Source organism: Nocardioides taihuensis, from assembly GCF_042657275.1.
GTDB lineage: Bacteria > Actinomycetota > Actinomycetes > Propionibacteriales > Nocardioidaceae > Nocardioides > Nocardioides taihuensis.
The window spans coordinates 26,370-39,757 of record NZ_JBHSKD010000009.1; the positions used below are offsets into that span (position 1 = coordinate 26,370).

Genomic DNA, 13,388 nt, shown 5'->3' on the forward strand with positions numbered 1-13,388 from the left:
AGCGAGCCTTCCCGACGGTGGTCTGGACCGACGGTCAGGCCCGACGTACTCCAGCCAGTCCGGCCAGTGCCGCGGCGACGGCCGGGGCGGTGAGCAGGTACGACGTGGTGCGGTCGACCGTGCCGTCCTCCCCGGCCAGCCACCCGGCGGCGGAGTCGGCGACGTCGACCGCGACCCCGGCCATCACCAGCGCCTGCCGCGCGCGTCCCCGGGCCACCAGGGCCGCGGCGCCGAGCATGATCTCGCGGGCGCCGAAGAGCCGGGTCACGTAGGTGAGCTGCGGGTTGGTCACGGGGTCGAGCCGGAACAGCCGTGCCCCCTGCTCGGGGGCCGCGAGCGCCACCCCTCCGATCACGACGCGGGCGGCCGCGAGGCCCAGGGCGGGGTTCATGGCCCGGACCCTAGTGGTCCGACGCGGCCCGTGGGTCGCCGACCACTCGACGGGACGTCACCGCGTGCCCGTCGGCACCTCAGCCGAGGTACGCCGTGGCCCAGCGGCCGAGCTCGTCGTAGACCTCGGCGCGCACCTCCGGCAGGGAGAGCACGACGTCGTGGCGGGCGCCCTCGACGGCGACGTAGGTGACGTGCCGGCCCAGGGCGGGGGCCCACTGGCGGATCTGCGAGACGTCGAGCACGAGGTCGTGGCGGTGCACGTCGTCGTTCATCTCGGCCGGGGCCGCGCTGCGCGCCGACGACAGCACCAGCACCGGACAGGTCAGGTCGAGGCCGCCCTGGAGCCGCGCGTGGCCGAGGCGGATGGCGCGCAGCCACCCGGCGTACACCGTGAAGGACTGCACCGGCTTCCAGTCGAGCTGGAAGTCCCACTCGCCCTCGTGCTCGTGGTGCAGGCTGCGTGTGTAGTAGCCGGAGACGGTGCGCGGGATGACCCGGCGCGGGTTGCGCTGACCGACGGCCTGCAGGATCGCGGTGCCGGGGCCGCGCACCAGCCGTGAGCCGGGCAGGTCGAGCCACGGCGCGTTGAGCACCATGCCGGCAAGCTCCGGCGGGCGGCGCTCGTCGGCCCACAGCGGGAAGGTCAGCCCACCGGTCGAGTGGGCACTCGCGACCACGTGGTCGTGGCCGTCGCGCTCGGCGATCCGCCACCAGGCCGAGTCGAGGTCGGCGTGGTACTCGCGCAGGTCGCTGACGTAGTTGGGCGTCTGGTGCGGGAGGATCGACCGGCCGTACTTGCGCAGGTCGAGCGCGTAGAAGTCGTAGCCCCGCGCGGTCCACCACGCGGCGTACTCGGTCTGGAAGAAGTAGTCGGCGAAGCCGTGCACGTGCAGCACGGCACGCCCGGTCGGCTCGTCGGCCGTCTTGCGCACCAGCGTCGCCACGACGGGACCCTCGTCGTCGGGCGGGAAGCGGATCGTCTCCGCGGTGTACGGCGCGCCCAGGACGTCCTCGTCGTACCTCACGGCTCCATCGTGCCAGCGCCGGCGGGTCCGGCGGTGTCCCTGTCCGCTGCATAGGCAGCGGCGGCGCGCAGCAGCCCGGCGAGGAGGCCGACGTCGGCGGCGGTCTCGGGGTGCCACTGCACGGCGACGCAGAACCGGTCGCCCGGCGCCTCCATCGCCTCGAGCGTGCCGTCCTCGGCGTGGGCCGCGGCCACGAAGCCGGGGTGCTGCACCACCGACTGGTGGTGGTGGCAGTTGACCTCGAGCCCCTGCCCGATCAGTGCGGACACCCGGGTGCCGGCGACCGTGGCGACCGGGATCTTGCCGAAGGCGTCGCCTCCGGGGCTGTGGTCGTCGTGGTTCACCAGCTCCGGGTGGTGCTGGTGGAGGTGGCCGCCCGCGTGCACCGCCATCAGCTGCATGCCCCGGCACACCCCGAGCACCGGCAGCGCGACCGCCTCGGCGGCGTCGAGCAGCGCCGCCTCCCAGTCGTCGCGGTCGGGTCGCCAGTTGGCGGTGTGCGGGTGCGGCTCGGCGCCGTAGCGCGCCGGGTCGATGTCGGCCCCGCCGCTGACCACCAGCCCGTCGAGGCGCCGGACGACGGCGTCGGCGGAGCCGAGCTGGCTCACGGGCGGCAGCAGCACGGGCACCCCGCCCGCGGCCTCGACCGCGGCGGCGTACTGGCTCGGCAGCACGTCTGCGTGCTGCTCCCACACGCCCCACGCGGCCACCTCACGGTAGGTGGTCAGCCCGATGACAGGAGTCGTCACCGCTGCCTCACAGCGGGGTGACGTACGCGCCCGAGATGCCGCCGTCGACGAGGAAGGTGTTCGCGGTGATGAAGCTGGACTCGTCGGAGGCCAGGAACAGCACGGCGTTGGCCATCTCCTCGGGCTCGGCGAAGCGCCCCATCGGCACGTGCACCAGCCGGCGCGCGGCGCGCTCGGGGTCCTTGGCGAACAGCTCCTGCAGCAGCGGGGTGTTCACCGGCCCCGGGCACAGCGCGTTGACCCGCACGCCGTCGCGCGCGAACTGCACGCCGAGCTCGCGCGACATCGACAGCACGCCGCCCTTGGAGGCCGAGTAGGAGATCTGCGAGGTCGCCGCGCCCATCACCGCGACGAACGACGCGGTGTTGATGATCGAGCCCGACCGCTGCTCCAGCATGTAGGGGAGCGCGGCCTTGCAGCACAGGTACACCGAGGTCAGGTTGACCTCCTGCACCTTGCGCCACGCCTCGAGCTCGGTGTCGAGGATCGAGTCGTCGTCGGGCGGGGAGATGCCGGCGTTGTTGAAGGCGATGTCGACCGAGCCGTAGGTGTCCTTCGCCGCCTTGAAGAGCGCGTCGACCTCCTCCTTGCTGGTCACGTTCACGTGCCGGTAGCTGAGCAGCTCCTCGCCGCCGAGCTGGCCGACGAGGGCGTGCCCGCGCTCGTCGTCGATGTCGCCGATGAGGACCTTCGCGCCCTCCTCGACGAAGCGGCGCACGGTGGCCAGCCCGATGCCGGAGCAGCCCCCCGTGACGACGGCGACCTTGCCCTGGAGACGTCCTGCCATGTTCGTTCTCGTTTCCCTTCGGGGTGGGGGTCCTGCTAGTGGGCGATGAAGACGTTCTTCTCCTCGGTGAAGGCCATCGGCGCGTCCGGCCCGAGCTCGCGGCCGAGCCCGGACTGCTTGTAGCCGCCGAACGGTGTCCAGTAGCGCACCGAGGAGTGGGAGTTGACGCTGAGGTTGCCGGCCTCGACGCCGCGCGCGACACGCAGCCCGCGGCCGAGGTCGCTGGTGAAGATCGAGCCCGAGAGCCCGTACTCGGTGTCGTTGGCGCGGGCGACGGCGTCGGCCTCGTCGTCGAACGGCATCACGGCGACGACCGGCCCGAACACCTCCTCGCGCCACAGCGTGTGCGACGGGTCGTCCGTGGTGACCACCGTCGGCGGCACCCAGAACCCGTCCCCGCCGGGCGTGGTGCCGGTGAAGGCGATGTCGGCGCCGGCGAGGTAGCCCTGCACGCGGTCGCGCTGGCCCGCCGAGATCAGGGGACCCATCTCGCTGGACTCGTCGGAGGGGTCGAGCACCCGCATTCCCCGCACCGCGGGCTCGAGCAGGGACAGGAACTCGTCGTACGCCGAGCGCTCGACGAGGATGCGCGAGCGGGCGCAGCAGTCCTGGCCCGCGTTGTCGAAGACGGCGTACGGCGCGCTGGCGGCCGCGGCCGCGAGGTCGGCGTCGGCGAAGACGATGTTGGCGCTCTTGCCGCCGAGCTCGAGCGTCACCCGTTTCACCTGCTCGGCGCAGCCGGCCATGATCCGCTTGCCGACCTCGGTCGAGCCGGTGAAGCAGACCTTGCGCACGAGCGGGTGGGTCACGAACCGCTCGCCGACCACCGAGCCCTTGCCCGGCAGCACGGTGAGCACGTGCTCGGGCAGGCCGGCCTCGAGCGCCAGCTCGCCGATCCGGATCGCGGTGAGCGGGGTCAGCTCGGCCGGCTTGAGCACCACGGTGTTGCCGGCGGCGAGGGCCGGGGCGAAGCCCCAGCCGGCGATCGGCATCGGGAAGTTCCACGGCACGATCACGCCCACCACGCCGAGCGGCTCGTGGAAGGTCACGTCGGTACCCCCGGCGACCGGGATCTGCCGGCCGAAGAGCCGCTCGGGTGCTCCGGAGTAGTAGTTGAGGCAGTCGCGGACGTTGCCGGCCTCCCAGCGCGCGTTGCCCCAGGTGTGGCCGGCGTTGCGCACCTCGAGCTCGGCCAGCTCCTCGACGTGCGCGTCGACCACCGCGGCGAAGCGCCGCAGCAGGGCCGCCCGCTCGCCCGGCGCGATCGAGCGCCACGAGGTGAAGGCCTCGTGGGCGCGCTCGATGGCGGTGTCGGTGCCGGCCAGGTCGGCCTCGGGGACGTCCACGACGGGCTGCGCCGTCGCGGGGTTGATCACGGTGAACACGTCGGTGGACACGTCGGTCATGCCTTCCTCAGAGCCTCTCGAAGCCTCGCTGGAGCTCCCAGTCGGTGACGGCCGCCCGGTAGGCCGCGAGCTCCACGTCGGCCATGTTGACGTAGTGGTCCACGACCTCGTCGCCGAGGGCCGCACGGGTCACCTCCGAGGTGGCGAACCTCTCGCGCGCGGCGCTCATCGTCGTGGGCACCTGCGGCTTGCCCGAGTGGTAGGCGTTGCCGACGAGCTCGTCCTCGAGCGGCAGCTCGTGCTCGATCCCGTGCAGGCCGCCGGCCAGCATCGCGGCCAGCGCGAGGTAGGGGTTCACGTCGGCGCCGGGGATCCGGTTCTCCATCCGGGCGCCCGCGCCGCGGCCCACCAGGCGCAGTGCGCAGGTGCGGTTGTCGAGGCCCCACGCGATCGTCGTGGGCGCGAACGACCCGTCCGCGAACCGCTTGTAGCTGTTGATGTTGGGCGCGTACAGGAGCGTGAAGTCCGCCGCCGTCGCGAGCACGCCGGCCACGAACTGGTCGTAGAGCGGCGTCCGCTCGCCCTTGTCGGCGTCCCAGAACACGAGCGAGCCGTCCTGGCCGCGCAGGGAGAGGTGGATGTGGCAGGAGCTGCCCTCGCGCTGGTTGTACTTCGCCAAGAACGTGATCGACTGGCCGCGCTGGGCCGCGATCTCCTTCGCGCCGTTCTTGTAGACCGCGTGGTTGTCGGCCGTGGTCAGGGCATCGTTGTAGAGGAAGCCGATCTCGTGCTGGCCGAAGTTGCACTCACCCTTGGCGCCCTCGACGTCGAGACCCGCGGCGTACATGTGGTTGCGGATGTCGCGCAGCAGCGGCTCGGTGCGGCTCGTGCCGAGGATGGAGTAGTCGACGTTGTACTGGTTGACCGGCGTCAGGTCGCGGTAGCCGAGCCGGTAGGCCTCCTCGTAGGAGGTGTCGAAGGCGATGAACTCCAGCTCGGTGCCGGCCAGCGCCGTCCATCCGTGGCCGTGCACGCGCTCGAGCTGCTCCTTGAGGATCGTGCGCGGCGACTGCACGACGGGGGAGTGGTCGGGCCACACGAGGTCGCACTGCACCATCGCGGTGGCCGGGTGGTGGGTGAGCAGGCGGATGGTGTCCTCGTCGAGCACGAACTCCATGTCGCCGTAGCCCTTCTCCCACGAGGAGATGGCGTAGCCGTCGACGGTGTTCATGTCGACGTCCACGGCGAGCAGGTAGTTGCACCCCTCGGTGCCGTGCCCGACCACGTGGTCGACGAAGAAGCGGCCGTGCAGGCGCTTGCCCTGGAGCCGCCCCTGCATGTCGGTGAAGGCGACCACCACGGTGTCGACGTCGCCGCGGCGGATGCGCGCGACGAGCTCGTCCATGGTGAGGTGCCGGTCGTTGCGGGTGCCCACGTCTCTCCTCGGGTGGTCGGTCTGTCGTCGGTACGTCGGTCGGGTTCAGCCCACCAGCCCGCGCAGCAGGGCGGCGGTGTCGTCGCAGTGCTCCTCCATCACCGTGCGCGCGCGCTCGGGCGTGCCGCGCAGGATGGCGCGCACCAGGGCCGCGTGCTGGCGGTCGGAGTGGGCGATGTTGGCCTCGTAGACGGGGATCGCGAGCAGCATCTCGTGCAGGGTCGACTGCACCGAGGTCACCGCCTCCACCACCCGCGGTGACCCGCTGAGCGCCGCCACGGTCAGGTGGAAGCGGGAGTCGGCCTGACGGTGGTCCGCGGCCCTCGAAGCCGCGGCGACGTCAGCCAGCGCGTCCTCGAGGAGGTGGCGCTGGTCGGCGCTGAGGTCGGCCTGCGCCGCGAGCTGGGCGCCCCCGGGCTCGACCACGCGCCGGAAGGTGAGGGCGTCGAGCCAGGCGGCGCGTCGCGCGTCGGTGACCCGGGCGGCCTTGCGCGCCGACGGCGTGCGCGGCTTGAGCGTGACCACGGTGCCGCCACCGCGCCCGCGCCTGGTCTCGACCAGTCCGGCTTCCCGGAGCGCCGCCATGGCCTCGCGCAGCGTCGTGCGCGACACTCCCAGCATCCGGGCGAGGTCGCGCTCGGGCGGGAGGAAGCCACCCCGGGGGTAGACCCCGAGGCGGATCGCCGTGCCCAGCTGCTCCACGCACGCCTCGAACGCGTGGTGCCCGCGCACCGGACGCAGGATCGCGGCCGGGAGGTCGTGGCCCGCCTCGACGACGGGGAGGGCAGGGGAGGGCGGCACCCTCGCATCCTCAAGTCACCGGGCAGAAGTGTCAATGGTCCGAGTTCACACCTTTTTTGGGGGGACTTTCGGTGAGCCACTTCACAAGGACACGAACCCGGGTCTAGCCTCCGACCGTTCGCTGCCTCCGTCCCCCGAGAAGGTGTCGCATGCCTGAAGCACACGAACCGATCCACGAGCACCCGCATCTCACCGAGGACGAGAAGCACCTCGCCAAGCTCGGGTACAAGCAGGAGCTGAACCGGTCCTGGTCCGGATTCTCGAACTTCGCCATCTCCTTCTCGATCATCTCGATCCTCGCCGGATGTCTCACGACGTACGGCGCAGGTATCGCCAACGGCGGACCGATCTCGATCTCGTGGTCCTGGCCGATCATCTCGATCTTCATCCTGATCATCGGCTTCACGATGTCCGAGCTGGTCTCCTCGATGCCGACCTCGGGCGGCATCTACTACTGGGCCTCCAAGCTCGGGGGTCCCCGCGCCGGCTTCTTCACCGGCTGGCTGAACCTGATCGGCCTGATCGCGGTCACCGCGTCGGTCGCGTACGGCTGCGCCACGTTCTTCGAGCTGACGTTCCTCGAGTGGGGCCTCTACGACACGTTCTCGCTCAACCGGATCTTCGTGTTCTTCGTCGTGATCCTGGCCTTCATCACGCTCGTGAACATCTTCTCCAGCCACCTGCTGGCGATGTTCAACAACATCTCGGTGTGGTGGCACGTGGCCGGCGCGACGCTGCTCATCCTGGTCCTGATCTTCGTCCCCGAGGACCACCTGAGCGTGTCCCAGGTCTTCACCGACACCTACAACGGGTCCGGGTGGGACGGCGGCTCGACGAGCTCGCTGGCGTTCTTCTTCGTGATCATCCCCTTCGGCTTCATCCTGACCCAGTACACGATCACGGGGTTCGACGCCTCGGTCCACCTCTCGGAGGAGACGCAGGGCGCGGCGAAGTCGGCAGCCCAGGGTGTCTGGCGGTCGATCTTCTACTCGGCCGTCGGCGGCTACGTCCTGCTGCTCGCGGTCACCTTCGCGATCCCCCAGGTCGACGGCCAGCCCGACTACGCGTCCATCCCGGCCGGTGGTGTCGCCTACGTCTTCGACGCCTCCCTCGGGTCGAGCTGGGCAGGCACCCTGCTCTTCATCTCCGCCTCTGCCCAGCTGTTCTGCGCCACGGCCTGCCTGACGTCGACCTCGCGCATGATGTTCGCGTTCAGCCGCGACCACGCCGTGCCGGGGTGGCGGCACTGGTCCAAGGTCAGCTCGACCAAGACCCCGGTCAACGCCGTCCTCTGCGCGGCGGTCATCGGCGGCCTCATCACGCTGCCGGCGCTGAAGTCCGTGAACGGCATCCCCACCGCCTTCTACGCGGTGGTGTCGGTCTCGGTCATCGGTCTGTACTTCTCGTTCGCCATCCCGATCTACCTCCGGTGGCGGCACGGTGACGCCTTCGAGGTGGGCAGCTGGAACAACGGCAACAAGTACAAGTGGATGAACCCGGTCGCGGTCGTCGAGATCCTCTTCGTCGGCTTCATGCTGATGCTGCCGACCTCGCCGTACGGTGCCCCGTGGACGGACGAGTTCACCTGGGCGAGCGTCAACTACGCACCCATCATGACCGTGGGCGTCCTGATCATCCTCTGGATCTGGTGGGAGGCCTCGGCGAAGAAGTGGTTCAAGGGCCCGGTCAAGACGATCGACGACGCGGTCGTCGAGGCGTTCGGCGACTGACCCCGAGGAAGGCAGGAGCCTGACGGACACGGACGTGCCGGATGGAGAGCTGGACGCCCTGCTGGACCGGATCCCGGTCCTGCAGGGCGTCCGGCGTGAGGTGACCGACCTCGACGGCGGGCTGACCAACCGCAACGTCAGGGTCACCACGCCTGACCACGACCTGGTCGTGCGGATCTTCCGCGGCGACGCGGAGCAGCTCGGCATCGACCGCGACGCCGAGCACCACAACAGCCTGGCGGCCGCGGAGGCCGGCGTGGGAGCGCCGGTCGTCGACTACCGGCCCGACCTCGGGGTGCTGGTGATCGGCTACCTCCTGGGGCAGACGCTGGAGAACGCCTCGTTCCGTGACGCCGCCGTGGTGGCGCGCGCGGCCGATGCGTGCCGCCGGCTGCACGCCGGGCCGCGGTTCCGCGGCGACTTCGACATGTTCCGGCGCCAGGCGGCCTACCGCCGCACGGTGGAGGAGCAGGGCTACCGCCTCTTCACGGGGTACGACGACCACGCCGACGCGTGGCGCCGGGTGCGGGCCGCGCTGGCCGTGCAGGCCGGGCCGACCGTGCCCTGCAACAACGACCTGCTGGCCGGCAACTTCGTCGACGACGGCGAACGGATCTGGCTGATCGACTACGAGTACTCCGGCAACAACGACCCCTGTTTCGAGCTCGGCAACACCGCCACCGAGTGCGACCTCGAGCCTGAGCAGGTCGAGGCGCTGACCGTCGCGTACGTCGGGAGGCCCGTGCGGCACCTGCTGGCGCGGGTCAGGCTGCAGTCACTGGTCTCCGAGTACGGGTGGTCGCTGTGGGGTGCGATCCAGGCCGGGGCCAGCGGCCTCGACTTCGACTTCCACGCGTGGGGCCAGGAGCGCTTCGACAAGGCGGCCCGCACCTTCACGTCGCCCATCTTCGACCACCTGCTCGAGGAGGTCGTCCGTGACGACTGACCTGCCCGAGCGGGCCCGCGTCGTCGTGATCGGCGGCGGCGTCATCGGCACCTCCGTCGCCTACCACCTCGCGCACGCCGGCTGGACCGACGTGCTCCTGCTCGAGCAGGGCACGCTGTCCTGCGGCACCACGTGGCACGCGGCGGGCCTGGTGGGGCCGCTGCGCGCGTCGGAGTCGGGCACGCGGCTCGTGCAGTACTCCGCGGAGCTCTACGCCCGCCTCGAGCAGGAGACCGGGCTGGCCACCGGCTACCGCCAGGTCGGCGGGGTGATCGTGGCCCGCACCGAGGAGCGGATGTCGCTGCTGCGCCGCACCGCGGCCAACGCGGCGGCGTACGACCTCGAGTGCGCGCTGCTCACGCCCGACGAGGCGGGGGAGCGGTGGCCGGTGATCGCCACCGACGACCTGCTCGGCGGGATCTGGTTGCCGGGGGACGGCCGGGTCAACCCGACGGACCTCACCATGTCGCTGGCCAAGGGTGCCCGCCAGCTCGGGGTGCGCGTGGCCGAGCGGGTGCGCGTGCTCGGTGTCGACGTGTCCGACGGGCCCGGGGGACGGCGGGTGACCGGCGTCCGGACCGAGCGCGGCGGGTCCGAGCACACCGTCGAGGCCGAGGTCGTCGTCAACTGTGCCGGTCAGTGGGCCAAGGGGCTGGCCGACCAGGTCGGCGTCACCGTGCCGCTCCACTCGGCCGAGCACTTCTACGTCGTCACCGAGGCGGTCGACGGCGTGCACCCCGACCTGCCGATCTTGCGGGACCCCGACGGCTGGACCTACTTCAAGGAGGAGGTCGGCGGTCTCGTCGTGGGCTGCTTCGAGCCCGACGCGAAGCCGTGGCGCAGTCCCGACGACCTGCCGTACCCCTTCGAGTTCCAGCTGCTCGAGGAGGACTGGGACCACTTCGCCCCGATCATGGACCAGGCGGTGCGCCGGGTGCCCGCCCTCGCCGAGACGGGCATCCGCAAGCTCTACGACGGCCCGGAGTCCTTCACGCCCGACAACCAGTTCGTGCTCGGCGAGGCGCCCGGCCTGCGCGGCTACTTCGTCGGCGCGGGGTTCAACTCCGTCGGCATCGCCTCGGCCGGCGGCGCCGGCCGGGCGCTGGCGGAGTGGATCGTCGAGGGTGAGCCGCAGGTCGACCTCGTCGGCGTCGACATCCGCCGCTTCGCGCCGTTCCAGGGTGACGTCGGATGGCTGCGTGAGCGCGTGGTCGAGGTGCTCGGCCTGCACTACGCGATCCCCTGGCCGACCCGCGAGCCGGCGACCGGGCGCGGGCAGCGCCTCTCGGCGCTGCACGAGCGGCTGGCGGCGAAGGGTGCCGAGTTCGGCACCAAGATGGGCTGGGAGCGACCCACGGTGTTCGCGCCCGAGGGCGCCGAGCCCGGAGCCGGCGAGGCCTGCTCGTGGGGCAAGCCGCCGTGGCTGCCCTGGGCGGCGGCCGAGCAGCGGGCCACCCGCGAGGCGGTCGCCGTCTTCGACCAGACGTCGTTCAGCAAGTACGTCGTCGACGGCGAGGACGCCCTCGGCGTCCTGCAGTGGGCGTGCGCGGCCGACGTCGACGTGCCGGTCGGCACGGTCGTCTACACGCCGATGCTCAACGTGCGCGGCACGTACGAGTCCGACCTGACCGTGACCCGGGTGGCGGAGCAGGAGTTCCTGCTCGTCAGCAGCAGCGCCACCACGGTGCGCGACCAGGACTGGATCCGCCGGCAGGCGATGCCCGACTCACGACTCGGCGTCCGCGACGTGACCGAGGAGCACGCGGTCCTCGGTGTGATGGGCCCGTGCTCGCGCGACCTGCTGGCGCGGCTGACCGACGCGGACCTCTCCGACGACGGGTTCCCGTTCGCGACCAGCCGCGAGGTCGAGCTGGGCGGCGCCCGGGTGCGCGCCTCGCGGATGACCTACGTCGGTGAGCTCGGCTGGGAGCTCGTCGTGCCGACCGACAGCGCCGGTGCGGTCTACGACGCCCTGCACGAGGCGGGGGCCGACCTCGGACTCACCGACGCCGGCTACCACGCCATCGAGTCGCTGCGGCTCGAGAAGGGCTTCCGCGCCTTCCCCCGCGAGCTCAACCCCGACGTCAGCCCCGTCGAGGCCGGCCTGGTCTTCGCCACCGGTCTCGAGGGCGGCCCGGACTTCCTCGGCCGTGAGGCCCTGACCGCCTTCCGCGACCGGGTGCGCGCGGGCGCCACCCACCGCCGCGTGGTCTCCGTCGTCGTCGACGACCCCGAGCCGATGCTCTGGGGCGGGGAGCTGGTGCTGCAGGACGGCCACCCCGCCGGTCAGGTCACCTCCGCGGCCTGGGGCGAGACCGTCGGCGCCTGCGTCGGGCTGGCCTGGCTGCGCGTCGACGGCCCCCTCACCGCCGACCGCCTCGCCTCGGCCGCCCGGCGCGGCAGCGGCTTCGAGGTCGACGTCGCCGGCACGACGTACCCGCTGCGCGTCTCGCTGCGTGCGCCCCTGCGCTGACCCGTCGAGGTCGTGAGGTTCCCCCCGGGTCAGCTGTCAGTCGTCGTGGCCCTTGGCCTTGCCGTGCCCGTGCTCGCCGCTGTGCCCGGGGGAGCCTCCCTCCTCGGAGCCCTCGTCGCCGTCGCCCGGTGGCGCGGGGGCGGACGTCTCTTCCGTGGGCGAGGCCGGTGTCCCGTCCTCCGGGGACGGGGAGGACGTCCCGCGGCCGAGCCCGTCGAGGACCTGCGTCGCTGCCGCGAGGATGCGGTCGGCCTGGTCGGTCGTGAGGTCGCCGGCGGCCTCGGCCTGCTTCGTCGCCCGCACGAGCGCCTCGGTGGCCTCCCGGGCCGCGGCGGGGTCACCGCCGGCGACGGCCGCGTCGACCTGGTCGAGCCTCTGGCTCAGCTCCGGAGCCGCCTCGCCGGGCGAGTCTGCTCCGCCGCACGCGCTCACCAGGAGGGCGGCCAGGAGGCCGGCCAACCCTGCTCGGACCCTCACGGGGACTCCACGGCGTCGTGCAGGTCCTGGAGGGGCTGGCGGAGGTTGCGCGGGGTGTCGCTCGGCAGTTCCGCGGGCGAGCCGGAGCCGCCGTCCGCGCTGCCCAGGACCGCGACCAGCAGGATGAGGACCGCCAGTGCCGCGACGGCGGCCACGACGACGCGTGTGTGGTGGGGCAGCGCCAGCACCCGGGCGCGTGCCCGGTCGACGTGGGACGCGGGTCCGGGTCGCGGGGACGGGGGTGCCGCGGTGGGTACGACGCCCGTCAGCAGCCGGGTGGCGCCGGCGCCGGGGTCGGCGTCGCGGTCGGCGTCCCGGTCGGCGTGCCCGACCGACGCCACGTCGGGGTGACGCAGCTCCTGCGCGACCTCGAGGGCCGTCGGGCGTCCGACCGGCTCGCGGCTGGTCATCCGCGTCAGCAGCTCGCGCAGCCGGTGCGGCACCGACCCGGGAACCTCGGGCGGGCGCTGCAGGCGCGCCAGGCCGGACTCGGCCGTGGATCCGGGGAACGCGCGCACCCCGGTGAGGGACTCCAGGACCACCAGTCCCAGGGAGTAGACGTCCGCCGCTGCGGTCACCGGCTCCCCGGCGACCTGCTCCGGTGCGAGGTACGCCACCGTCCCGATCACCGTGCCGGTCCGGGTGTGGCCGGCGACGTCGTCGACGAGGCGGGCGATGCCGAAGTCGGCGAGGCGCACGCGCCGGTGGTCGTCGACGAGCACGTTGGCGGGCTTGACGTCGCGGTGCACCACTCCCTGCCCGTGGGCGTGGGCCAGGGCCTCGGCGACCTGCGCCCCGACCGCGGCGGCATCGGCAGGGTCGAGCGTCCCCTCGGTGAGCACCTGCGCCAGGTTGCGACCCTCGACGAGCTCCATCACCAGGTAGGGCTGGTCGCCGGAGAACCCGGCGTCCAGGACCGTCACCAGGTTGGCGTGCGACAGACCGGCGAGGAGGCGGGCCTCGCTGACGAACCGTTCGCGTCCGGACGAGCCGGGCGGGAGGTCGTCCCGCAGGACCTTGACGGCCACGTCGCGCTGCAGGAGGCGGTCGTGGCCACGGTGGACGTCGGCCATCCCGCCCCGGCCCAGCAGCGGGCCGAGGTCGTAGCGGTCGTGGGGGCTCGTCGACGCCGGGACCTCCGGGCTGTCCGGCCGACTGCTGGGCACGCAGGACTCCTCTCGGGACGGGGACACCACCCGTGGTGGTTCCCGCGGCGCGGCAGTCCC

Annotated in this window: 12 protein-coding genes; 3 read left to right on the forward strand and 9 right to left on the reverse strand. The window is 72.3% G+C overall.

Features of this window, described 5'->3' with window-relative positions:
• Positions 1 to 34: 34 nt before the first annotated feature.
• The 7 genes from ACFPGP_RS09620 to ACFPGP_RS09650 all read right to left on the reverse strand — a co-directional run bounded on the left by ACFPGP_RS09620 (position 35) and on the right by ACFPGP_RS09650 (position 6,536).
• Positions 35 to 391, reverse strand: a complete 357-nt coding sequence (locus ACFPGP_RS09620; RefSeq protein WP_378589588.1) for a DUF4267 domain-containing protein — start codon at positions 389 to 391, stop codon at positions 35 to 37.
• 79 nt (positions 392 to 470) lie between these two features.
• A complete protein-coding gene (locus ACFPGP_RS09625; RefSeq protein ID WP_378589590.1) occupies positions 471 to 1,418 on the reverse strand; it encodes an alpha/beta hydrolase in 948 nt (315 codons plus the stop codon).
• Entirely contained in the window at positions 1,415 to 2,167 is a 753-nt protein-coding gene (locus tag ACFPGP_RS09630) for a gamma-glutamyl-gamma-aminobutyrate hydrolase family protein (protein ID WP_378589592.1), read from the reverse strand. Before ACFPGP_RS09630 ends, ACFPGP_RS09625 begins: the two co-directional genes overlap by 4 nt.
• Positions 2,168 to 2,174: 7 nt before the next feature.
• The gene (locus tag ACFPGP_RS09635; protein WP_378589593.1) at positions 2,175 to 2,954 is read right to left on the reverse strand and encodes a 3-oxoacyl-ACP reductase; all 780 of its coding nucleotides are present in this window, start codon (positions 2,952 to 2,954) and stop codon (positions 2,175 to 2,177) included.
• A gap of 35 nt (positions 2,955 to 2,989) precedes the next feature.
• Positions 2,990 to 4,360, reverse strand: coding sequence for an aldehyde dehydrogenase family protein (locus ACFPGP_RS09640; RefSeq protein WP_378589595.1), 1,371 nt, complete (start codon positions 4,358 to 4,360; stop codon positions 2,990 to 2,992).
• Positions 4,361 to 4,367: 7 nt separating this feature from the next.
• Positions 4,368 to 5,735 carry a glutamine synthetase family protein gene (locus ACFPGP_RS09645; RefSeq protein WP_378589596.1) on the reverse strand — a complete coding sequence of 456 codons (1,368 nt, stop codon included), beginning with the start codon at positions 5,733 to 5,735 and terminating at the stop codon, positions 4,368 to 4,370.
• A 45-nt stretch (positions 5,736 to 5,780) separates the two neighbouring features.
• Positions 5,781 to 6,536, reverse strand: a complete 756-nt coding sequence (locus ACFPGP_RS09650) for a FadR/GntR family transcriptional regulator (protein ID WP_378589598.1) — start codon at positions 6,534 to 6,536, stop codon at positions 5,781 to 5,783.
• A 149-nt stretch (positions 6,537 to 6,685) separates the two neighbouring features.
• Here ACFPGP_RS09650 and ACFPGP_RS09655 point away from each other — a divergent pair, with 149 nt between their 5' ends.
• The 3 genes from ACFPGP_RS09655 to ACFPGP_RS09665 are packed head-to-tail and all read left to right on the forward strand — an operon-like array spanning position 6,686 to position 11,685.
• Positions 6,686 to 8,266, forward strand: coding sequence for an amino acid permease (locus ACFPGP_RS09655; RefSeq protein WP_378589599.1), 1,581 nt, complete (start codon positions 6,686 to 6,688; stop codon positions 8,264 to 8,266).
• Between the two features lie 34 nt (positions 8,267 to 8,300).
• On the forward strand, positions 8,301 to 9,212 hold the full coding sequence (locus ACFPGP_RS09660; protein ID WP_378589601.1) for a phosphotransferase: 912 nt from the start codon (positions 8,301 to 8,303) through the stop codon (positions 9,210 to 9,212).
• On the forward strand, positions 9,202 to 11,685 hold the full coding sequence (locus ACFPGP_RS09665) for a GcvT family protein (protein WP_378589602.1): 2,484 nt from the start codon (positions 9,202 to 9,204) through the stop codon (positions 11,683 to 11,685). The genes ACFPGP_RS09660 and ACFPGP_RS09665 overlap by 11 nt, the downstream gene beginning before the upstream one ends.
• 36 nt (positions 11,686 to 11,721) lie before the next feature.
• On the opposite strand, the gene ACFPGP_RS09670 is transcribed toward ACFPGP_RS09665, so the two are convergent.
• Both ACFPGP_RS09670 and ACFPGP_RS09675 read right to left on the reverse strand, forming a co-directional pair.
• On the reverse strand, positions 11,722 to 12,162 hold the full coding sequence (locus tag ACFPGP_RS09670) for a hypothetical protein (protein WP_378589603.1): 441 nt from the start codon (positions 12,160 to 12,162) through the stop codon (positions 11,722 to 11,724).
• Positions 12,159 to 13,328 carry a serine/threonine-protein kinase gene (locus ACFPGP_RS09675; RefSeq protein WP_378589604.1) on the reverse strand — a complete coding sequence of 390 codons (1,170 nt, stop codon included), beginning with the start codon at positions 13,326 to 13,328 and terminating at the stop codon, positions 12,159 to 12,161. Before ACFPGP_RS09675 ends, ACFPGP_RS09670 begins: the two co-directional genes overlap by 4 nt.
• Positions 13,329 to 13,388 lie beyond the last annotated feature (60 nt).